Annotated in this window: 18 protein-coding genes; 6 read left to right on the top strand and 12 right to left on the bottom strand. The window is 64.8% G+C overall.

Going from position 1 to position 21,935, the window contains the following annotated elements; translation table 11 throughout:
- Nucleotides 1–78: 78 nt before the first annotated feature.
- The 4 genes from QNA11_RS10035 to QNA11_RS10020 form a co-directional block, all read right to left on the bottom strand.
- Nucleotides 79–378: a hypothetical protein gene (locus QNA11_RS10035; RefSeq protein WP_283482919.1), complete on the bottom strand. Its 300-nt coding sequence runs from the start codon at nt 376–378 to the stop codon at nt 79–81.
- An 88-nt stretch (nt 379–466) separates the two neighbouring features.
- Nucleotides 467–3,205, bottom strand: a complete 2,739-nt coding sequence (locus QNA11_RS10030) for a type ISP restriction/modification enzyme (RefSeq protein ID WP_283482918.1) — start codon at nt 3,203–3,205, stop codon at nt 467–469.
- Nucleotides 3,202–3,780: a hypothetical protein gene (locus tag QNA11_RS10025; RefSeq protein WP_283482917.1), complete on the bottom strand. Its 579-nt coding sequence runs from the start codon at nt 3,778–3,780 to the stop codon at nt 3,202–3,204. Before QNA11_RS10025 ends, QNA11_RS10030 begins: the two co-directional genes overlap by 4 nt.
- Nucleotides 3,781–3,891: 111 nt before the next feature.
- Entirely contained in the window at nt 3,892–4,986 is a 1,095-nt protein-coding gene (locus QNA11_RS10020; protein ID WP_283482916.1) for a M48 family metallopeptidase, read from the bottom strand.
- Between the two features lie 91 nt (nt 4,987–5,077).
- On the opposite strand from QNA11_RS10020, the gene QNA11_RS10015 reads away from it, so the two are divergent.
- Together QNA11_RS10015 and QNA11_RS10010 are read left to right on the top strand one after the other, a co-directional pair.
- A complete protein-coding gene (locus tag QNA11_RS10015; RefSeq protein WP_283482915.1) occupies nt 5,078–5,767 on the top strand; it encodes an SDR family oxidoreductase in 690 nt (229 codons plus the stop codon).
- 247 nt (nt 5,768–6,014) lie between these two features.
- Nucleotides 6,015–6,551, top strand: coding sequence for a GNAT family N-acetyltransferase (locus QNA11_RS10010; RefSeq protein WP_283482914.1), 537 nt, complete (start codon nt 6,015–6,017; stop codon nt 6,549–6,551).
- A 21-nt stretch (nt 6,552–6,572) separates the two neighbouring features.
- Here the strand turns inward: QNA11_RS10010 and QNA11_RS10005 are convergent, their stop codons facing one another.
- Genes QNA11_RS10005 through QNA11_RS09990 form a run of 4 tightly spaced genes read right to left on the bottom strand, consistent with a single transcriptional unit; the run spans nt 6,573 to nt 10,275 of the window.
- Complete coding sequence (locus QNA11_RS10005; RefSeq protein WP_283484193.1) at nt 6,573–7,316, bottom strand: ABC transporter ATP-binding protein; 744 nt, start codon at nt 7,314–7,316, stop codon at nt 6,573–6,575.
- The gene (locus QNA11_RS10000; protein ID WP_283482913.1) at nt 7,267–8,022 is read right to left on the bottom strand and encodes an ABC transporter permease; all 756 of its coding nucleotides are present in this window, start codon (nt 8,020–8,022) and stop codon (nt 7,267–7,269) included. The genes QNA11_RS10005 and QNA11_RS10000 overlap by 50 nt, the downstream gene beginning before the upstream one ends.
- Nucleotides 8,019–8,984, bottom strand: coding sequence for an ABC transporter substrate-binding protein (locus QNA11_RS09995; RefSeq protein ID WP_283482912.1), 966 nt, complete (start codon nt 8,982–8,984; stop codon nt 8,019–8,021). Before QNA11_RS09995 ends, QNA11_RS10000 begins: the two co-directional genes overlap by 4 nt.
- Before the next feature lie 58 nt (nt 8,985–9,042).
- The gene (locus QNA11_RS09990) at nt 9,043–10,275 is read right to left on the bottom strand and encodes a glycosyltransferase family 4 protein (protein WP_283482911.1); all 1,233 of its coding nucleotides are present in this window, start codon (nt 10,273–10,275) and stop codon (nt 9,043–9,045) included.
- A 262-nt stretch (nt 10,276–10,537) separates the two neighbouring features.
- Here QNA11_RS09990 and QNA11_RS09985 point away from each other — a divergent pair, with 262 nt between their 5' ends.
- The 3 genes from QNA11_RS09985 (at nt 10,538) to QNA11_RS09975 (ending at nt 15,703) form a co-directional block, all read left to right on the top strand.
- The gene (locus QNA11_RS09985) at nt 10,538–12,358 is read left to right on the top strand and encodes a putative bifunctional diguanylate cyclase/phosphodiesterase (protein ID WP_283482909.1); all 1,821 of its coding nucleotides are present in this window, start codon (nt 10,538–10,540) and stop codon (nt 12,356–12,358) included.
- A gap of 74 nt (nt 12,359–12,432) precedes the next feature.
- Complete coding sequence (gene parE, locus QNA11_RS09980; protein WP_202074145.1) at nt 12,433–14,448, top strand: DNA topoisomerase IV subunit B; 2,016 nt, start codon at nt 12,433–12,435, stop codon at nt 14,446–14,448.
- A gap of 190 nt (nt 14,449–14,638) precedes the next feature.
- A complete protein-coding gene (locus QNA11_RS09975) occupies nt 14,639–15,703 on the top strand; it encodes a sensor histidine kinase (protein WP_283482908.1) in 1,065 nt (354 codons plus the stop codon).
- Nucleotides 15,704–15,813: 110 nt separating this feature from the next.
- On the opposite strand, the gene QNA11_RS09970 is transcribed toward QNA11_RS09975, so the two are convergent.
- The 4 genes from QNA11_RS09970 to argJ form a co-directional block, all read right to left on the bottom strand.
- A complete protein-coding gene (locus tag QNA11_RS09970) occupies nt 15,814–17,187 on the bottom strand; it encodes a DUF2252 domain-containing protein (protein WP_283482907.1) in 1,374 nt (457 codons plus the stop codon).
- A 40-nt stretch (nt 17,188–17,227) separates the two neighbouring features.
- Complete coding sequence (locus tag QNA11_RS09965) at nt 17,228–17,629, bottom strand: (deoxy)nucleoside triphosphate pyrophosphohydrolase (RefSeq protein ID WP_283482906.1); 402 nt, start codon at nt 17,627–17,629, stop codon at nt 17,228–17,230.
- A gap of 8 nt (nt 17,630–17,637) precedes the next feature.
- Nucleotides 17,638–18,156 carry a carboxypeptidase regulatory-like domain-containing protein gene (locus tag QNA11_RS09960; RefSeq protein WP_283482905.1) on the bottom strand — a complete coding sequence of 173 codons (519 nt, stop codon included), beginning with the start codon at nt 18,154–18,156 and terminating at the stop codon, nt 17,638–17,640.
- Between the two features lie 462 nt (nt 18,157–18,618).
- A complete protein-coding gene (argJ, locus tag QNA11_RS09955; RefSeq protein ID WP_283482904.1) occupies nt 18,619–19,866 on the bottom strand; it encodes a bifunctional glutamate N-acetyltransferase/amino-acid acetyltransferase ArgJ in 1,248 nt (415 codons plus the stop codon).
- Between the two features lie 224 nt (nt 19,867–20,090).
- On the opposite strand from argJ, the gene QNA11_RS09950 reads away from it, so the two are divergent.
- Nucleotides 20,091–21,854: a patatin-like phospholipase family protein gene (locus QNA11_RS09950; protein WP_283482903.1), complete on the top strand. Its 1,764-nt coding sequence runs from the start codon at nt 20,091–20,093 to the stop codon at nt 21,852–21,854.
- Nucleotides 21,855–21,935: the final 81 nt, after the last annotated feature.

Below are 21,935 nucleotides of genomic sequence, written 5' to 3'. Positions count from 1 at the left end.
AGCAATCCAGGGCCACGATGAGGCTCTGGATTGCTTCGCTTCGCTCGCAATGACGTAAGCGCGCAGATTCAGTGCGCGCTAAGCGGCGATGTCGAGGCGCTTCAGCTCGGCCTCGAACTCCAAACGAAGCTGATCCCGTTCGTCTTCCGGCAGCCAGTTCGACATTTGCGGGAAGAGCAGCCGGTTCAGCCGCGTCGTCTCATGGGGCCAAGGCGATCCGTGCTGGCCGGCGCGCAGCTCCGCGAGCATTTTTTGCAGGCGACGCCTGATCATCTCGGGATCGACCTTCGCAGCCGCGGGCGCGCGGGCGGGCTCGCCTGCAAACAGATCGCCTTGCGCCGGGCGATGGCCGAAGAGGTCGGGCGCGTCGTGGGTCATCCGCTCACCTTGTTTCCGTGAGGCGAAATTACCCCCTCGACAGCGCGCCTTGAAGGCGCCGGCCGCAGGCGTCCACAGCCGAATGGGCTCATGTCTCTGAATCTGCGAAGGACGCAGGCAGAAGCGGCGCGGCGCAGATGCGCGCGAGGAGGTCCGCTTGCGCCGGTTCGAGCCTGACCAGGCGCCCGAGCACGTGAAGCAGATTCATCAGATCGGTCGTATAGTCGTCGAGCCAATGGTCGGGCTGGATTTTGTCCAGCGGCGAGGGCGGGCGCCGGTCGCCGATGATCGGCCGCGAGCAGTCGAGACGGCGATAGCTGAACCATTGACGAAGCACATTCTTGCCCGAGACCTCATAGTCCCACACGGCCTGCGGAACATTGTCGATGAAGCCCTTGCCGATCAGCAGCCGCCGTGCGATCGGGTCGTAGTCCATCGTGTCGGGCAGAGGCTCGGGCGCGCCGGGAATGCCGCCGCCCTTGGGGATGAGGGGGCCGTCGCCCTTGGGCAGACGCGGCGGACCGGCCGGGCGACTGGCCGTCGGGTCGGCGAAGCGCTCGCCATAGCAATGAAGCCAGACGATCTCGCGGCCGCGCCGCGCCGCTTCCGTGAACAGCGCGGCGTCGGCGGTGAGGGGGACGCACAGGCCCGGCCGCACGAGATCGGCCTGAAAGCGCGCCGCGAAAGCCGGATGCGCGAGCAAAGCGGCGATATAGGCCATCACATCCTCTGGGCCCACGTCGAAGCCATAAGCGGCGGAGAGAAGCGCGGTGAGTTCGGGCTTGATGTTGGGAATCGTTGCGGCGGCGTCGCGCCAGAGCGGGAAGACGCGGCCGCCACGGCCGTGGAAGTGGTCGAGGTCGGGAATCGATCCAGCCAAGGAAACGGCGGGGCCGGCGCTTGGCGACGCCCTAACCAAGGCGGTCAAATGCACCTGCATGTTCGAGTGCCACTCCCACAATTTCGGGTTCGGTTGATTTATCAGCCTCGCGTCGGGAATGATCCACTGACGGTCTAGGGTTCGAAATGCATATCTCTCCGAGCGCGCCATTGGGCCCGTCTCATTGAGAATCCTTCCTGTTCCGGCATGCCGTCCCGCCAAAGCCCGCGCTACGGATTTGCGAATATGTTTGTCGCCGGGCTCGTCGCTGCGAATATGGGGATGGAATAACAGCTCCTTTCGATCGGGGTCTTTCTCATTGAGAAGCTGATTCCACCGCTCTGATAGCGAGCCCGCGTCAGGCGCAACGACCCATGTCCTACCCGGCATGACCCCCGAGCCGTTATACTCAAACAAATCCTCGAGCGCCGCGAACTCGCTCCACGAGCCGCCGGCTTCCGGCAGAAATGGATCGCGCCAGCCACTTGGCCCGTCGACCCAGCCGGCGCCCACGAGCGACACTTCTGCTAGTTCCTCGAACTTTACCTCCCGCTTTCCCTCGGGCAGCGCACGAAAATGCAATCGCGCCGGCGTCGTTCGGTCCTTGCCCGCCGGGCGGACGGCGAGCACGATGCACACCGGCTGCTGCACGCCCTGAAAGATGCGCGTCGGCACATCTGGTTGATGGCCTTCCGGCGAACAGTCGATGACCCAAATATCCGAGCAGTCGCGACGCAGATCGTCACGCATCTTCTGGAAGCCCGGCCCGTTGAGGAAGCCCGCGACAGTGATGAAACAGACGATCCCGGCGCGTTCCTCATCCGGCTCGCCGGTGGCCGCATACCAGCCGGAGCCGAAGACCTTCAGCGTCGCCCAGCGCCAGAAATAGACGTAGAGGTTCTTCAGATGCTTGGCGTGGGCGCTGACGCCCCATTCCGTCGGCGGCGACCAACGGGCCAGCGGCGCCGGGAGTTCTTTGTTCGTGTCGCTCCCCGCCTCGATCCAACCGCCGCGTCCCTTCGCCTTTTCCTTGTAAGGCGGATTGCCGATCACCACCGTGATCTTCTCCCGCCGCTTGATCTCATTCGCCTGCTTGCGCGACTCGCCGATGGGCTGGGTCAGCGCCGAAAACTGCGTTTGCGTCGCGTAAGGGTCGCCGAGCGTGTCGGTGATGAAGAGGCGCAGGGCCGGCAGGTTGCGCCCGTCGCCGTCCTTGACGCTCATCAGCGTCTGGATTTCCGCCATGAGCCGCAATTGCGCCACCGCGAAGGGGCCGAACTGCATCTCGAAGCCGATGAGCCGCTCGACGGCGGAAGCGACGGCGCCGGGCACCGCGCCCGGACCGAGGTCGTTCTCCACCGTCCGGGCGATCGCCCGCAAAGCGCCGAGCAGATAGGCGCCGGTGCCGACGGCCGGGTCGGCGAGCGTCACCTCGCGCGAGGCCAGTCCTTGCGGCAGGCCGAAAAGCGAAGGGTCTCGCAGCGCTTCATCCACCAGCCGCACCATGGCGGCGACAACTTCCGGCGGCGTGTAGTAGGAGCCCGTGCGCTTCCTCAGCGCATTGTCGTAGACCGCGAGGAAGTCCTCGTAGAAATACAGCCAGGCGTCGGCGTCGCCCTTGGTGAGCGTCGGCCAGTGCACGGCGTCGAGCACGCGGGCGAGCGTGCGCAGCGCGCTGTCCAGCGCCTGCTGCACCTCGGGACTGTCGGTCAAGAGGCGAAGCGCGGTGGCGATCAGCGAATTCGACTTGCGAAGCGCCAGCGCCGCCTTGTCGATGCCGTCCTTCAGCTCGATCTCGCGGGCGCGCGCGACCAGTAGGCCAAAGGTCACCGCCTGCGCATAGCCGTCGGCAAATTCTGCGTCGGTCGCTTGCGGGAAGAGAAGCCCGCGCCACTCTTGCGCCAGCGACGTCAGGCCGGGATTTTTGCGTTCCAGCTCCTCCGTCACTTCGTCGCGCAGCAGACGGCACAGCCGCGCGGAGGTTTCGGCGAGCTGCTTGACCGAGCGGGCGGTTCGGGGCGCCAGCGAAGGAAATCGGCGATGAGCGGGAGAAGCGTCGCCGGCGCCGCGAGCTTCGCGCCGGCGGTCTCGACGTCGCCTTCCAGCTCGACGATCTTGTCGATCATTTGGCCATCGCGCCACAGGCTGAAGCTGTTGCCGTCCGTGTAGAGCAGGTTCGGCAAGGATTTCAGTTTCAGCCACTGCTTTTTGTCGTGCTCGTCGGTGAAGCGGTGCGGGTTCGCGCCTTTCCCCGGAGCCTTCACCTCAATGAAGCCGACGAGGGCGTTCAGAACGGCGACCGCATAGTCAGGACGCGTCGCCAGCGCGCCGAGCGCGCTTTCGCCGACCAGCGTGACGGCCGCATCCGGCAGGCCGACGAGCGTCGTCAGCTCCTGGAACAGGCGTTCGAGCGGCGCCCGCAATTGGTCTTCGGGCGCGCCGGAAGCCGCCCGGTTGGCGAGCTTCGCTTTGCAGCTTTTTCCAAATGTGGAGACAACGACGGAAAGAGTAGGGGATGTCACGACGGCTAAAATGTGAGGGTGAAGATTGGGCCGCTACGATGCAGGCCCTGGCGCTTTTTCGCAAGCCCATGATCGTCGCCCGAGTGCATGGGCCCTGCAGCTCGCGCCAAATCAGCCCTTGGGGCTGCTTCCCTCGCAAATCCCCTTCAGCGCATCCCACTCTTCATCGCTCAAAAGCGCCGGCGCCGTTTCGCCTTTGTCGGCGGCTTTCAGCGCCTCCAGTCGGTCCGCGCTCAGCGGATGGTCGTGAAGAATGCTCGACGGGCCGCCGCCGTCCGCGCCGGTGATGCGCACCAGCAATTCGCCCATGGGCTTTGCGGGCCGGCCGAGCGCGTTGAGCGTCCTGGCGGCGAAAGCGTCGGCCTGCGCCTCGTTTTCACGCGAATAGGCGGCGGTGAACACGGAGTTGCCGACCAGAATCATGGCCGAGCCCCCGGTCACATCGCCGAAGACAAGGCTGACGAGCATGGCCGCGCCGCCCGTCTCGATGAGGCGGCGCAGATGGTCGCGGTGCTCCAGATGCCCCAGCTCATGGGCCAGCACGCCGATGACTTCGTCCTGCGAGCGGGCCTTATCCAGCAAGCCGGAGAGCAGATAGACCTTGCCGCCGGGCAAGGCGAAGGCGTTCGGCGTCGTGGCGGCGACGACCTCGATCGTCGCGGGCAGGCGCAGATGGGCGGCGCCCTGGAGGCGGCGGGAGACTTTCTGCAAGGCTTCCACGCCCTTGGGCGCGTTGCAGCTTTTGCCGGAGAAGGTCTTGCGGGCTTCGTCGTCGGCGCTTTCGCCGAGTTTCTTTTCCCAGTCCACGGGAATGGCGGGGGCGATGAGGCCGGCCATGCGCGGCACGCCGCCCCAGAGGAGGGCGCCGAACATCACGCTGGCGGCGAGGCCATAGACGAGCCTCTTGCGCCCTTCGAGGTTAGGCGCGTCCTTCTCGCCCAAAAGCAAGAGGCAGTGGCGCGCGATGTCGGCCTGCGTTTGCGGATCGTCGATTTCGAGGCAGGCGCCCTTGGGCGCGCCGAGCGCCGCGAGCCGCATGAGGCCGCCGGGCGGCGGCAGCCGGCGCACTTCCGCATAGGGCCAGGCTGCGACGAGGACGCCGTTTTCCACGATTTCGAGCGCGGGGCCGAAGACGAGTATGACCGCGCGGCGTCTTTCGACATAGCCGTCGAAAAAACTGGCGTTGCCGGTCGCTTCCCTCGTCACGCGCCCCTCCTCGACCGAAGGCTAGCACCGCGAGAGCCAAAGATAAAACGCGGCGCTATATTGAAAGGCGAAGCGCAGCGGGAGATCGATTATGTCGCATTGGTTTATCGCCGGCGCGAGCCGGGGCATTGGTTTGGAGCTGGCGCGCCAGCTCGCGCTCAGGGGCGCGCGCGTCACCGCGAGCGTGCGGAGCGAAAACGGCCGCGCGGCCCTGCGGGAGGCGCTGGCCCCGTTGGGCGCCAGGGGGCAAATTCTCATCTTCGACACGCGCGATGCGGCGCAAATTCATGCGGCCGCCGCAGAGGTGAGCGAGCCGATCGACGCGCTTGTCGCCAACGCCGGCGCCTATGGGCCGCAGCGCCAATCGACGCTCGATATGGATTTCGACGGCGTGCTCGATCTCGTCAACATCAATACGCTGGGGCCTTTGCGCGTCATTCAGGCGTTTCTGCCGCTTCTGCGGCAGGGCGAGCGGCCGCGCATCGCAGTGATGTCGAGCGTGCTGGGCTCCATGGCGCTGGAAGGGACGTTCAACGTCGGCTACCGCCTCTCCAAAGCCGGGCTCAACAAGATCGTTCAATGTCTCGCCGACGATCTGAAGCCCGAGGGCGTCGCGGTCATTTCCATGCATCCGGGCTGGGTGCGCACCGACATGGGCGGGCCCGACGCGCCGGTCGGCGTCGAGGAAAGCGCCGCAGGAATCATTGGCGTCGTCGAGCGGCTGACGCTCGCGGATACGCGGCGGTTCGTCGATTACAAGGGCGCGGAAATCGATTGGTGAGCGCGGCCGACAGGCCCCCTCCCTAACCCTCCCCCGCATAGGGCGTCTGCAAGACGCCCGTCTCTCCACGGGCTATCGCGGGAGAGGGGACGCTCACGATCGGCGAACTCGATGCGGGCGGCAATCTGCTCCCTCTCCCGCGTAGCGGGGGAGGGTTGGGGAGGGGGTCACTTCTTGGAGCGCCCGACCGCCAACGCCAACAAGGCGGAATACGAACCGCAGGAATGAAACCCGACAGGAACTTCGAATGGACATTGTCGAAACCGACCGGCTGATTTTGAGAAACTTCAGGCAGGGCGACGCCGCCGATCTCTTTGCCTATTTGCGTCAACCCAGGTCGAATTGTTTCGTCTCACTCAGACTTGCGGATCTCGACGCCGCGCAAGCGGAAGTGGAGACGCGCAGTCGCAGTGATGAGCATATCGCTGTGTGCTTGCGGGGCGTCGACAGGCTGATCGGCGATTTGTTCTGCGTCCATGAGCCGCCCGACACATTTTCTGTGGGGTGGAATTTCAACGCGGATTTCGGCGGCGCCGGTTACGCCACCGAAGCCGCGCGGGCGCTCGTCGAGTATTTGTTCACGGTGAAGCAGGCCCGGCGTCTCTACGCTTATGTGGAGGAAGACAACGTCGCCTCGCAGCGCCTGTGCGAAAGATTGGGGATGCGGAGGGAGGGGCTGTTCAGAGAGTTCGTGTCCTTTGTGACCGATGACGACGGCGCCCCAATATTCGAGAACACGATGCAATACGCCATCCTGCGTAAAGAGTGGACGGCGCGACGATAGCCGTCCAGGTCTTCTCGCGGGCTATGAAGGCTCGCGTCGCGCCGCGGCCAACGCCTCGCGCGCTTGCGCCTCCAGCGTCTCGGCCGCTTCCTTGCTGAGCCGCCCCCTTGGCGTCGCAATATCGAGCGTCGCGACGACGCGGGCGGGGCGCGGCGAGAGCAGGAAAATCCGGTCCGCGAGCGCGATCGCCTCGGCAAGGTCATGCGTCACGATCAGCGTCGTGATGTGTTTCTCCTCGATCAGCGCCGCGATCCTGTCGCGCAGCGCGCGCGCGAGCGCGGCGTCGAGCGACACGAGCGGCTCGTCGAGAATGAGAAGATCGGGCTTTACGGCGAGGGCCCGCGCGAGCGCCGCGCGCCGCGCCAGGCCGAGCGACAATTCGCCCGGATAATGCGTCGCATGTTCGGCGAGCGAGAGTTCGTCGAGCAGCGCGGCGATCTCATCCTCGCTCGCCTCCGGCGCGGCGATCCGGATATTGTCGGCGACGCTGCGCCATGGCAGCAGGCGCGGCTCCTGAAACACCATGCCGAGCCGGCCATGCGCGGGCAGATGAATATGTCCGGCATAATCATGGTCGAGCCCGGCGATCAGCCGCAGCAGGGTCGTCTTGCCGCAGCCCGAGGGGCCGACGAGGGCGCCCGCCTGTCCGATCGGCAGAGTCAGGCGCAGATCGTCGAGCGCGCGCAACGCCCGCCCGTCGGCGCTCCTGTGATCCTTATGCGCGATCGCGACGTCGAGCGCCGCCGCGCCGCCAGCGGGCGACATGTCGTTCAAGGGGTTGCACCAGAAAGGTTTCGACGGCGAGCATGAGGCCGACGAAGGGAAGAGCGTAGGCGAACAGCAGCTTCATGTCGAACTGCTGGAACGCCATATTGATCTCGAAGCCCACGCCATTGGAGCGCCCGAGCAGCTCGACGACGAGCACGATTTTCCACACCAGCGACAGGCCGGAGCGCGTCGCTGCGGCGAAATAGGGCGCAAGCTGCGGCAGGACGATGTGGCGCAAGCGCGTGGGCGGCGAAAACTTGAAGGCCTGCGCCATTTCTTCGAGCTGCGGATCGAGCGCGCGGGCGCCTTCGCGGATCATGACGACGGCGTTCGGCAGCTTGTTCAGCGCCACGGCGCCGATGGCGGCGGCCTCCGTCAAGCCCGCCCAGACATAGGCCAAGACGATCACGACCAGCGCCGGCAGATTGAGCAGCGCGACGAGCCAAGGGTCGAGCAGGCGGTCGGCGATCCTGTTGCGGCCCATGAGGTAGCCGATCGCCGCGCCGAGGCTTATGGCGAGAACGAAAGCCACGATCACGCGCGCGAGCGTGATCGCGAGATTGGAGAATAGCGCGCCGGAACGCGCTTCCTCCATGATCGCCTCGAATACGAGCGCCGGCCCCGGCAGGCGCCGCGGCTCCGAGAGCCATGCGCCGATCTGCCAAAGACCGAGAAGCGTCGCGAGCGATATGAGGCGGATCAACGCGCGGCGGCCTCGCCGCCCTTGTAAAAGGTTCCCGGCGCGAGGGTTTTGCCGGGACCGACGAGCTTCTCGCCCCCGGTTTCGGCCAGCACTTTATAGAGCGCGGCGGCGTCCTTCTCCTCCTCCGCGATCGATCGCTTGGGGATTCCCGCGACATAGCGCTTACGGTAGATGTCGAGCGTCGCGGCGTCCTTTTGGCCGATGCGGCTTGCCGCCGCCGCCCAGGCTTTGTCGTCCGTGGCGAGAAGCGTTTTGGCCTTGCCCGCCATCGTGAAAAACCGGGCCAGCACATCCTTGTTTCTGGCGGCGAAAGCGTCGTCGAACACATAGCCGGTGATGACGACATTGCCTTTGGCGCCGAGCGCCTTCTCCACATCGACGATGTCGATCGCGCGCGCGAAACCCTTGCCTTCGAGATCAGCCGCGAAATTCCAAAATTCCAGCGCCGCATCGATTTCGCCCTGCACGGCCTTCTCGGCGATGAGCGGCGGCGCGCCATAGAGAATGGTGGCGCTTTTGGCGAGATCGACGCCTTGCTTCAGCGCGAAGGCTTCGAGCATCAGCCAGCTCTTATCCAAAGGCCCGCCAGCGACGCCGAGCTTCTTGCCGACGAGATCCTTCACGCTTTTGATCGAGGCGTCCCGCGTCATCACCGCGCCGACCCCGGTGGAATAGGGGTAAAGCGTGAGCTTTGCGCCCTGGGCGCGCTCGCGGGCGACCCAGAGCCAGTCCGAAACGATAAGATCCGCGCTTCCGCCTTGGATGGCGATCTTGCCCGCCTCCGGCGAAGCCAGCTCCGTCACCTCGAGCTCCAGCCCCACCGCCTTGTCGAGGCCGAAGCCTTTCACGACGGCCATCTCCCAGCCGGTGGTGCCGGTCTTCTGCAAGGCGAGGCGCAGTTTTTCCGCCTGCGCTGGCGCGGCGAAAAGAACGGCGGCGGCGAGAAAGGCGAGGCGTTTCATGTGCTTTCCTGGATTAGCGACGATGGTCTTACCGCAGGAAAAGCCCTGCGTCGATGCGCTACCGGGTCGCGCGCGCAAGCATTTGGTCATAGACCGCAAGGGTTTCCGCGACATGGCGCTCCAGCGTCGCCGGCGACGCCCAATAGGCGTCATAGGCGCGGTTCGACATTTGCGCGATCACCGCGTCGTTTCTCAGCTCGCGGATGGCGGAGGCCAGCGACTCCACGTCGCCGCTCTTGAACCATAATCCGGTAACGCCATCCTCCACCGCCTCGCGCGCCGCGCAGCCGTCGGCCACGATAACCGGCGTGCCCATCGCCTTCGCTTCCAGCGCGGTGAGCCCGAAGGTCTCGTACCAGAGCGAGGGAAACACCAAGGCGCGCGCCGCGCGCATCGCCGCGCGCACCTCTGCCGGCGAGCGCCAGCCGAGGAGTTGCGCTTGCGGATAGCGCGCGGCAAGCTCCCCGGCGATCGGGCCGTCCCCGATGAAGATCGGCGTCACGCCCACCCGCTGCGCCGCTTCGGCGAAGAGAAACGCGCCCTTTTCGGCGGAAAGCCTGCCCACGAAAAGGAAGCCGCCGTCTGTCGGGTCGCCCTTATGGCCGAGCGGCTCGGCTTCCACCGGATTGGTCACGCGATGGATGGCCGCACCTGCCGGCAGACAGGAGGCGAGCACTTTCTCCTGCAGATCGGAGAGCAGCAGAATATCTGAAAAGGTTTCAGCCAGATGCGCGACATGCTCGGCGATGAAAAGGCGGATGTTGCGCCAGAGTTTGAACGGATAGTTGCGCGAGTCGCAATGCGTCGTCCAGCAGGCGACCGACATGGGTTTCAGGGGGCAGACGTCGTTTTTCTGGAAATTATAGAATCCGCCATTCGGGCAGCTCAGAAAGAATTCATGCATCGTATAGGCGGCGGGCAAGCCGCTCGCCTGTATCGGCTTGGCGATCGACGGCGACAGCGCCTTCGCCCAGCCATGCACATGGACAATCGCCCGCTCCCTCGCGAGTGCGCTCAGCGTCTCGTCGAGCGCCTTTGCGGCTTCGAAATTCCAGATTCCCTGCCGGGCCGCGTCGAGGCGGGAGGGATTGCCGAGAATATCATGCTGGCCGAGACTAACGGTTTCGACGCCGGCCGCCTCTAAGCGCGCATCGGCCGGGCCGCAGGCGGAAAAGAAAATCACTCGGGCGCCCGCGGCCTTCAGGCCCAGCGCGCTTTCGATCGCGACCTTGGATTGGCCGCCGCTGACAAAGGCATGATCCACGCAGATGATGACGGTGAAGGGGCGCATGGCGGCTCCAGGGAAAAGACGCGGAACCTTACCGGGGCGAGCTTGCGCGGGCGTAAATGCGCGACGCCCCAATGTATTCATAGGTTTAAAGCTAAGCTTTATTAATCTTTTGCGCGCAATTCTGGCGACTGTGCAATTATCGAGTGCTTTGTCTGCGAAACGCGTTGCGAGCGAGAGACAATCCATTTGATTTTAGCGCGGGCACGGGAAGCGCTTCATGGATAGGGCGGACATGGACTGCAGCGGCTGCGGGAAGCCTTCCATGCTCGGGCTGAAAGCAATACAGCACGCGGCTCTGGAAGGCGTCGCGCGCGACCAGCCCGTGAAGGCGATCATGAACCGGCTCTGCCTTCAGGTGGAGCGGCTGGCGCCCGGCGTCATCTGCTCGATTCTGTCGGTGGACCCTCTGGGAAAATTGCGTGTGCTGGCGGCGCCCAGCCTGCCGGAGGATTATTCCGCCGCGATCGACGGTTTGCTGATCGGCCCGTCGGTCGGCTCCTGCGGCACGGCCGCCTATTTCGGAAAATCCGTGGAGGTGACGGACATCGCCACCGATCCGCTCTGGGCGGATTTCAAGGATCTCGCTTTGCCGATCGGGCTGCGCGCCTGCTGGTCGTCGCCCATACGCGCCTCCGACGGCCGGGTCATCGGCGCATTCGCCTTCTATTACCGCACCTGCCGTGGCCCGAGCGCGCTCGACCGCACCATTGTCGAGGCCTGCATAAACCTTTGCGCCATTGCTCTGGAGCAAGAGGAGCGCAAAGCCAGCATCCATCGCCTCGCTTATTTCGACGGCCTGACCGGGGTCGCCAATCGCGCGGCGTTCGAAAAGCGTGGACGCGAGGCGGTGTCGGAGGCGGTCAAGAACGACTCCAGCCTCGCCATCCATTGGATCGATCTGGACGGCTTCAAGAATATCAACGATACGCTCGGCCACGGGGCCGGAGACGCGGCGCTGCAAATCATCGCCAAGCGGATTGCGGACGTGCTGCGCTCTGGAGAGTATCTCGCCCGGATCGGCGGCGATGAATTCGTGGTGCTCCAGCAAGCCGCCGGCAAGCAGGAGGAGGTCGAGGCGCTCGCCCGCCGGCTGATCGCGGCGGCGGGCGAGCCCGTCGATTTCGGCTTCGGGGTCTTCACCTCCATCGGCGCCAGCATCGGGGTCGCGCGCGCGCCGCAGGACGGCCTGGCTCTGCCCGATCTGATGAAAAAGGCCGATCTCGCGCTCTATGAGGCAAAGCTCGCCGGCCGCAGGCGGTTCTGCTTTTTCGACGCCGAGATCGAAGCCCATTTCGCCTCGCGCTGGCAATTGGAGCAAGATCTCAAGCTGGCGCTCGCCCGTCAGGAGTTCGAGCTCTATTTCCAGCCGATCGTCGATCTTGCCGAGGCGAAGCTCGCAGGCTTCGAGGCGCTGCTGCGCTGGCGCCGGCCGGGCCACGGTTTGCTGAGCCCCCCGCTGTTTCTCGACATCGCCGAACGCATGGGGCTGATCAACGACATCGGCGCCTGGGTTTTGAAGGAGGCCTGCACATGCGGGGCGTCGCTGCCGCACCCGCTTCGCGTCGCCGTCAATCTCTCGCCGACGCAATTGCTCAAGCCCGGCTTTGCGCTGGAGGTGGCCAAGATCGTCGGCGAAAGCAAATTCTCCCCACGCCGGCTCGAACTCGAAATCACCGAATCGGCGCTTTTTCTGGAGAACAGCGCCACGCTCGCTTGCCTGAAGGATCTGCGGCGCCTCGGCATTTCCGTCGCCCTCGACGACTTCGGCACGGGATTTTCGGCTTTGTCGCATCTGCGGGTTTTCCCGGTCGACCGGATCAAGATCGATCGGTCCTTCGTGCAGGAGGCCGACAAAAACCCCGAAACGGCGTCGATCATCCGCGCCATCACCGGGTTGGCGCGGGAGCTCGGGGTCAGGACGACGGCCGAGGGGATCGAAACCGAGGCGCAGTTGCGCAAGCTCAAGAGCCTGGGCTGCGACGAAATCCAGGGCTATCTCGTCAGCCGCCCCAAGCCGCTCGGGGCCTTCCAGAATTTGGAGGAGCTGGCGGTCGGCGGCTCCCGCCCGGCGAAAACGGCGTAAGCGCGGCCATTCGTCCGCCAGTCCTTTGGCTGGAGCCTCGCGCATCGCCTTCCGAATCGCGCTAAGATGGCCGTATGGCCACGAAACCTGATCTTTTCGGCGGCGCGCCGCGCAAGGCGCCCGCGCCCAAAACCGCCGCGAAACCGACACCCGCGGAATATGACGCCGGCTCCATCGAGGTGCTCGAGGGGCTGGAGCCCGTCCGCCGGCGCCCCGGCATGTATATCGGCGGCACGGACGAGACCGCGCTGCACCACCTCTTCGCCGAGGTGCTCGACAACGCCATGGACGAGGCTGTCGCCGGCTACGCCACCTTCATCGAGGTGACGCTGGAGCCCGATGGCTGGCTGACGGTCAACGACAATGGCCGCGGCATTCCGGTCGGCCCGCATCCCAAGATGAAGGACAAATCCGCGCTGGAGGTCGTCATGACCGTCCTTCACGCGGGCGGCAAATTCGATTCCGGCGCCTATCAGACCTCCGGCGGCCTGCACGGCGTCGGCGTGTCGGTCGTCAACGCTTTGTCCGAGAAGGTGGAAGTCGAGGTCGCGCGCGAGCAGCAGCTCTACCGCATGGCGTTCTCGCGCGGCCTGCCGCTCGGCAAGCTCGTCAATGTCGGCAAGATCAACAATCGCCGCGGCACGCGCGTGCGCTTCAAGCCGGACGCCCAGATTTTCGACGCGAACGCCCATTGGAAGCCGGCGCGGCTCTTCCGCATGGCGCGCTCCAAGGCCTATCTCTACGGCGGCGTGGAAATCCGCTGGCGCTGCGACCCCTCGCTCATCGAGCCGGGCTCGGACGTTCCCGCCGAGACGGTGCTGTGCTTCCCCGGCGGGTTGAAGGACTATCTCGCCCGCGAGACGCATGACAAGGAGCTGGTCACCGACCAGCCCTTCTCCGGCAAGGTGACGCGCGAAGGGGGGCATGGCTCGCTCGAATGGGCGGTCGCCTGGTTCGCCGAGGATGACGGCTTCATCCATTCCTACTGCAACACGGTCTGGACGCCCGACGGCGGCACGCATGAGGCAGGTCTTCGAAACGCGCTGTTGAAGGCGCTCAAGGACCACGCTGATCGCACTGGTCAGACAAAGCGCTTCAAGGACGTGACTGCCGACGATCTGATGAGTCAGGCGGCGGCGATGATCTCGGTCTTCATCCGCGACCCGCAGTTTCAGGGCCAGACCAAGAACCGGCTGATGAGCGCCGATGGCGCGCGCATCGTCGAGGGCACGGTGCGCGACGCCTTCGACCATTGGCTCGCCGCCGCGCCGACGCAGGCCAATAAGCTGCTCGATTTCGCGGTCACGCGCGCCGAGGAGCGCCTGCGCCGCAAGGCCGAGAAGGACGTCGCCCGCAAGACCGCGACGCGCAAATTGCGCCTGCCGGGCAAACTCGTCGACTGCACCAATAATTCGGCGGAAGGCTCCGAGCTCTTCATCGTCGAAGGCGATTCCGCCGGCGGCTCCGCGAAGGAGGGCCGCAATCGCACCATGCAGGCCATTCTTCCCCTGCGCGGCAAAATCCTCAACGTCGCCTCGGCGACCAAGGACAAGCTCCTCGCCAATCAGCAGCTCGCCGATCTCACGCAGGCGCTGGGCTGCGGGCTCGGCGCGCATTATCGCGAGGAGGAGCTTCGCTACGAGAAGGTCATCGTGATGACCGACGCCGACGTCGACGGCGCCCATATCGCCTCGCTGCTCATCACCTTCTTCTACCGGCAGATGCCGCGGCTCATCGAGAACGGCCATCTCTATCTGGCGCAGCCGCCGCTCTATAAGCTCACGCAAGGGGCGAAAACGGTCTATGCCCGCGACGACGCCCATCGCGACGAGCTGATCCGCACCGTGCTCACCGGCAAGGGCAAGGTCGAGACCAACCGTTTCAAAGGCCTGGGCGAGATGAGCGCCGCCCAGCTCAAGGAGACGACCATGGACCCGGGTAAGCGCACGCTGCTCAAGGTGGTTTTGGTCGGCGAGGAGCGCGAGGAGGTGGCCGATTGCGTCGAGCGGCTGATGGGCAACAAGCCGGAGGCGCGCTTTGCGTTTATCCAGGAGAAGGCGGCGTTCGCGACGGAATTGCTGGATATTTGATTGCCCCCCTCCCTGTCCCTCCCCCGCAAGCGGGAGAGGGGACGCTCACGATCAGCGTGGTCTATGAAGTCCGCAATCTGCCCCCTCTCCCGCGAAGCGGGGGAGGGTTGGGGAGGGGGCCAACCAGCTACCACCCGCTCGCGCCCGCGCCCGTCTGCCTCTATAATGCCGCATCTCCGAAAGGTGATGCGTGAGCGATACGGACACATTCCCCGACGCCGGCGAGGCGCGCGGCGCGGCTTCGGACTGCGGCGCGATCCAGGATCAGGCCTATGCGCTCGAGCGCATGCAGCTCGCGCTCGACGCCGGCCGCACGGGCGTCTGGGATTGGAACCTCGTGACCGGCGCGGTGCATCTCGACGCCCGCGTGCGCCAGCTCTGGGGCCTCCACGACGACACCGAGCCGAGCTTCGACGTCTTCCGCAATGCGCTGCACCCGCAGGACAAACGCCGCAGCAAGGAGGCCGTCGGCCTCGCGCTCGATCCGACCTATGAAGGCGATTACGAGATCGAATATCGCGTCATCGGCGTGAAGGACAAGATCGAGCGCTGGGTGTCGATCCGCGGCCGCACCTTCTTTGAGAACGGGCGGCCGGTGCGCATCCTCGGCACGGCGCGCGACATCACCGAGCGCAAGATGCGCGAGCAGCATGTGCGCGTGCTGCTGCGCGAATTGGTGCATCGCTCGAAAAACCTCTTGGCCGTCGTGCAGGCCATGTCGCGCCAGACCGCGGCGGGCGCGCCTTCGGTGGAAGAATTTCAGCGCAAGTTCAGCGCGCGCCTTCAGGCGCTTTCCATGGCGCATGATCTTCTTGTGTCGCAGGATTGGCGCGGCGCCTCCATGCGCGAATTGGTGGGCGCGCAGCTCGCCTATTGCATGGACGTTCCCAAGGACGACCTTCCCGAGCATGCGCGGATCGAGGGGCCGAAGATCAATCTCAAGCCGGAGGCCGCGCAGAACATCGGCCTTGCGCTGCACGAGCTCGTCACAAATGCATTGAGCTATGGCGCGCTCTCCGTGCCGGAGGGAAGCGTCTCGCTGACATGGGATTTCGAGGACGACCGGCTCAACATCGAATGGCGCGAGCGCGGCGGCCCGCCGCTCGTCACGCCGCCGAAGGAAGGCTTCGGCCACAAGGTGGTCAAGAAGCTTGTCGCCCAGGCGCTCGACGGCGAGGCCACATTGAGCTTCCCGCCGGACGGGCTGATCTGGACGCTGTCGATCCCCGCGAGCTTCGCAATGATGCGCGAGTAGCCAATCAGGCCCCGCGCCGTCATTGCGAGCGAAGCGAAGCAATCCAGGGCCGTAATGCGGCTCTGGATTGCTTCGTCGCTTTGCTCCTCGCAATGACAGCGGGTGTCGAATTACTCCGGCTGCGCCGCACGATAGGCGTCGAAGTCATCCTTCGTCTGCTTCGCATAAAGCATAGCAAACGAAGCCAGCGCATCCTCGAAAGCCTCGCCCTTGCCCATGTAGCCCGCGAGCACGGCCGGCCGCGACGAGCGCGCATGGGCGCGCGCCAGCGTGCTGCCGCACAGCTCTGCGTAGCGCGGGAAGGCCTCGTCCTTCAGCAGTTCCGAGATCGAGCCGAGACGTCGCGTCTTGAGATGGCGCATATAAAAGCGCCTCCCGGTCTCGGCGTCATCCGCATGGGCGAGGAAAATATCCGACGCCGCCTGCATGACTCGCTGCCCTGTGGTCACGCGCTTTCCTTGCGACTCTTTCCAGCCTCCCTGGCCGAAACGCTCCAGCACGGAAGGCCGCGCTTCCTTGATCTGCAAAGCGAGCGGCTGGTCATCTTCCGACATATAGAGGCCGATGGCGCAGAATGTGCCGACGCTGCCGACGCCCACGGCCTTGAAGGCGGTGTCGCTGAGCCGATAGCGCTCGAACAGCGTGGCGAAGGGCGCCTGTAGGCCGTCTTGCACGAGATGCTCGAAAAGCTTCGGCAGATCGACATCCGCGCCCGGATCGCGCAGCGACTCGAGATGTTGAAGCTTCGGCGGCTTGTCGACGAAGCGCCAGCCGTCGCCGACCTTTTCGATTTTCGGCAGACCGTCGATGCGGTCCTGAGGACCATTCCCCTCATAGATCGCGGCGCTGAGCTTGTCGTGCAGCACGCGGTCGCGCAGGGCTTTGACAATGTCGCGCAAATGGACGCGCACATTCCAGACCTCGATCGGCGACATGGCCGCGAGCTCGAGCATGCGATTGCGATAGGTCTTGACCGTGCGGCGGGCGAATTGGCGCGCTTGGCTTTTGGAGAAATTCATATCCAGCGCCGCCACTGCGACGCTCGTCGCCAAACGCCGCAGATCGAAGATGATGTCGACATGCGGCAGCGTCTCGTCGAAGTCGTTGACGTCGAAGAGGATGTTGCCTTCCGGCGACGAGAAGGCGCCGAAATTCATCAAATGACAATCGCCGCAGGCCTGCGCGGTCACGCCGGGCGTAAGCTGGCTTGCGAGATCGAACGCCATGACATCGGCTGCGCCGCGCAGGAAAGCAAAGGCGGACTCCGCCATCGCTTTGCGCCGCATGGGCAGCAAGGATTGCAGACGCGGGCGTTCCGTCTCGGCAATGATCGCGATCGGATCGCGGATTTCGGGCGGGACAAAATCCGCGAGCGCCTCGCGCGGGACCGCCTCACGCAGGCTTTTCCCGAGCTTGTAGCAGTCGCGCCGACCGAGGCCGGCGGCGTCGCGATGTCCGAGATCTTGCCAATCGATTTCCGTCATGAGCGGATGTTAGCCCGCCCACATGGCGTTACCAAGTCGTCTACCCAAGCAGATCGATCAGCGGCGCGATGAGCGGCGCGTCGGCGGGCGGCATGTCATATTTGCGCAAATCCCGCGCGCGCGCCCATTTCACCGCCTGGCCTTCCGCGGGCGTCACGAAGCCTTCCCATTTGCGGCAGACATAAAGCGGCATGAGGAGATGGAACTCCTCATAGGCGTGGCTCGCGAAAGTGAGCGGTGCGAGGCAGGGGGCTTTCACGGCAATGCCGAGCTCCTCCGCAAGCTCGCGGATCAATGCATCTTCGGGCCGCTCGCCGGGGTCGATCTTGCCGCCGGGAAACTCCCACAATCCGGCAAGCTGCTTGCCCTCGGGACGCTGCGCGATCAGCACGCGATTATCGGCGTCGACAAGCGCGCAAGCGACGACGAGGAGGAGTTTCATGCAAAGCCCTATTTGCCGGAGATGACGACCTCGACCGGCTTGGTCTCGGCGCCGGTCACTGTGGCTTCCTCATATATCAGGCCGCCTTCCGTCACAAAGGACTGCTCAGGCTTCCAGATCACCTGCGTGGACAGATAGTAGCGGCCCGGCGGCACGTTTTCGAATTTGAATTGTCCGGTGGGCCCGGCCTTGGTCGTGCGGGTGTGGGCGACATAATCCGGGTCGGGGTCGTTCTTCGGGATGGACGAGGCGGGCGCGAATTTGGCGCCGTGGAAGTAATAATCGAGCCGAGCCTGGGCGTAGCTCGTCACCGGGATCAGCCGCACGACTTCGCCCATCGCATAATGAACATGCGCCCCGGTTTTATCGGGCAGAAAAGCCTGGCCTTGAATCGTTGTCTTGCCCGGTTTGTCGAGAAAGGCGGCCTCGGCCGCGTCAAAGCGCGCCTGTGGCGGCGGGGCGGACGTCGAATTGCAGGCGAGGAGGGGGAGAGGAAGGAGAATAAGGAAAAGACGCGATAGAAACATATGCAACGCCTTAAAAACGATTGTGCAAAAATGCAGGTCTCCGGGCAATCGAGTGAATAGAGAACTCGCGTCGTTAGCCCCAATACCTCCCCTTTACGGGGAGGTCGGCGGCCAAAGGCCGCCGGGTGGGGCTCGCGCCGCAACCATTTCGATGGGGCTGGGCCCCACCCGACTCAGCTTCGCTGCGCCACCCTCCCCGTAAAGGGGAGGGATCAGCTCACGCCCAGCATCCACTCGATTGCCAGAAGCAGAGTTTCAGTATGGCGTGTGAAAAGCAAGCGCCGTCATTGCGAGCGGAGCGAAGCAATCCAGAGCCGCGCCGACGTCGCTGGATTGCTTCGTCGCTTACGCTCCTCGCAATGACGGTTGACCTTGCGCGACTGCGCCCGTCATTCCCGGCAGGCCGGAGGCCTGACCGGGAATCCAGAGCAACGGCGACGCTCTTGCGAGCCTTCAGGAAACTCAGCTCCGGTAATCCCCGTTGATCGCGACATATTCCTTCGTCAGATCGCACGTCCACACGGTCGCGGCGCCGTCGCCGAGGCCGAGGTCGACGTTGATGACGATCTCCTGCCGCTTCATGATCTCCGAGACTTCCTGCTCATTGTAATCCGGATCGCGCAAGCCCTTGAAGGCGACGCGCACGCCGCCGAACCAGATGGCGAGTCTGTCGCGCTCGGCATATTCGCCGGCCTTGCCGACCGCCATCACGATGCGGCCCCAATTGGCGTCTTCGCCGGCGATCGCCGTCTTCACCAGCGGCGAATTGGCGATTGCAAGCGCAACCCGCTTCGCCGCCTTCGCGCTTTCGGCGCCGGTCACCGTCACTTCCACGAATTTGCGCGCGCCCTCGCCATCCTTCACCACCTGATGGGCGAGGTCGAGCAGCACGGCGTCGAGCGCCTTCTTGAACTCAACGAGACGCCGGTCGCTGGCCTTTTCGATCTTCGGCGCGCCGCGCTTCTTGGCCGCGCCGGTCGCAAACAGCAGCAGCGTGTCGGACGTAGAAGTGTCGCTGTCGACCGTGATCGCGTTGAACGAGCCCTGCACGGATTTGGCGAGCATCGTCTGCAGCGCTTCGGCGGCGATGGGCGCGTCGGTGAAGACGAAGGAGAGCATGGTCGCCATGTCCGGGGCGATCATGCCGGCGCCCTTGGCCATGCCGCTGATCGTCACTTCCACGCCGCCGATCGTCGCCGTGCGCGTCGCGAGCTTGGGGAAGGTGTCGGTGGTCATGATGGCGCGCGCCGCCTCTTGCCAGCCGTCGGGCCGCGCCTCGGCGGCGAGCTTCTCCAGCACGCCCTCGAATTTCGTCGCGTCGAGCGGCTCGCCGATCACGCCCGTCGAGGCGATGAAGATCTGCCGGTCGCTCGCGCCCGTCGCGGCGGCGGCGATCTTGGCGGAGCGCTTCACCGCTTCCGCGCCGACCTTGCCGGTGAAGGCGTTGGCGTTGCCGGAATTGACGAGCAGCGCCTTCGCCTTGCCGCCCTTCAGTTTTGCGCGGCACCAGTCGACCGGCGCCGAGGGGCATTTGGATTTGGTGAAGACCCCCGCGACCGCGGCGCCCTCGTCCATGACGGCGAGCATCACGTCGGTGCGGCCGGCGTAGCGAATGTTCGCCGCGCCGGCGGCGAAGCGCACGCCGTCGAGCGGCGCGATTTCGGGAATGGTTGCGGGCGCGAGCGGCGAGAGGGGGGCGTCATGGGCCATGGTGAAAACCCTGCGTATATCGATGCGGCCGCCTGAAGAGGGCGGCGCGGAGAATGTGTTTGCAAATGGGGTTTGGCGGCATGGAGCCGCGCCGTCAAGCCGCGACGCGCGCGGCGGCGGCATTTTGCGCAGTCATTCTCCGTTGCGTGCAAAAGTTTATACTCCCGTCACGGCGGCCTGCTTGTCTGGCCCTTCGCCGCAAAGCACTTTTCAAGGAGATTGATGTGTCGAAGCCTTTCTACGAAATCGGCGTGGTGTTATCCGGCGCCATCTCGGCGGGCGCCTATTCGGCCGGCGTCATGGATTTTCTCATCGAAGCGCTCGACGCCTATGAGAGCGCCAAGGCGCATCCCGGCTGGGACGGCCCCACGCATGACGTGCGCATTCCGATCATGGCAGGCGCCTCGGCGGGCGGCATGACCGCGGCGATTTCCGCGCTCCACGCCTTTCGCCGGCCCGAGCATGTGTGGCCCGGCAAGCCGCTGCCGCTGCCGCCCGCCAATCGACTTTATTCGAGCTGGGTTCACGACATCGACATCATGCGCCTTCTCGAGACCACCGATCTCGACGGCGCCAGGGCGGCGCAGGGCGTGAAATCGGCCTTGTGCTGCGACGTCATCGACGAGATCGTCGCTAACGCTTTCGAGCTTTCGGGCGAAATACGGCGGCCAAATTGGGTGGGACGCGGCGCCTCGCGCGATCTGCGCGTGTTTCTCACGCTCACCAATCTGCGCGGCGTGCCCTATTCCTTCCAGCTCTTCGGCTCCGACGATCCGCGCCGATACGGCATGCTCAATCACGGCGATTATCTCGATTTCAACATCGGCGTGGCGCCGGGGCAGGCGGATGGCGCGCTGGCGCTGGACATTGGGAGCACGCAGACCGACGGTTGGGAGCTTTTCCGTACGGCCGCCAAGGCGACAGGCGCCTTTCCGGTCGGCCTCGCGCCGCGCTTCATCCAAAGGAACGAGCTCGATTACTGGCATAGCCAGCGGGTCGGCTTCGACTCCGATGGCGGCTTCACGCCTGTCTATCCGGACGACTGGGTGAAATCGGTCCAGCCCTATTCATTCGTCGCGGTCGACGGCGGGACGATCGACAACGAGCCGCTCGAGCTCGTGCGGCGTTATCTTGCCGGGACAGGCGGAAGCAACGAGCGTAGCGCCGACAGAGCGAATAGATCGATCATCCTCATTTCGCCCTTCCCCAATCTGCAGAAGACGACCCTCGAGGGCCGCGGAGAGAGGCTTCTCGACGTCCTGCCCAGATTATTCTCGACGCTGATCGATCAGGCGCGCTTCAAGCCGGACGAGCTGGCCCTGGCGCAGGACGAGCGCGTCTATTCGCGCTACATGATCGAACCAGAGCGGGCGCCCAATGCGCATCCCGACTCCAAGCTCTATCCGATCGCCTGCGGCGTTCTCGGCGGCTTCGGCGGCTTCCTGCACCAATCCTTCCGCCACCATGATTATTTGCTCGGCCGGCGCAATGCGCAGGCGTTCTTCCGAGCGAATTTCTCGCTGCCTGTCAGCAATCCGCTGTTTGCGGAATTCCCCGAGGCGTTGCGCGAAAAATGGCTCGTGCGCGACATCGACAGCGGCGATCTTCGTTTGCACGACACCGAGCGCGGCAAGGAGCCGGGTCTGCCGATCATCCCGCTCACGCCGGAGATACAAGGGGTCACGCCCGACATGATGAAAGAAATCGCCATCGGCGCCAGCGATCTGCCGCGCCCTCAGGTCTTCGACAACCCGGTTGTCAGAGGCGATCTGCAGAGCGCGATCGAGAAGCGCGCCGCGACGGTCGTCGCCGCTTTGGTGGAAAACGATCTCAAAGCCTTCACCTCGGGACCGCTCGGCTTTTTCAAGCGTCTCGGCGCCCGGCATTTCGGAACGGATATGGTGGTCGCGAAAGCCAATAACGCCATTTTCGGCATTGGGGGCGCAATCGACAATGTCAGAAACGCTTTTTTCGAAACGAAAGTTTGAAGGCGGAAAATGCGCCGTTACTCCCGTCGGGCGAAAAGCCCGACGGAGAATCCGGCCCCCACCGTCATTGCGAGGAGCGAA

Origin of the sequence: Methylocystis sp. JR02 (genome assembly GCF_030063565.1) — a bacterium.
Lineage (GTDB): Bacteria > Pseudomonadota > Alphaproteobacteria > Rhizobiales > Beijerinckiaceae > Methylocystis > Methylocystis iwaonis.
The sequence above is the reverse complement of the archived record's forward strand: the minus strand, read 5'-3'. Positions and strand labels throughout refer to the sequence as shown.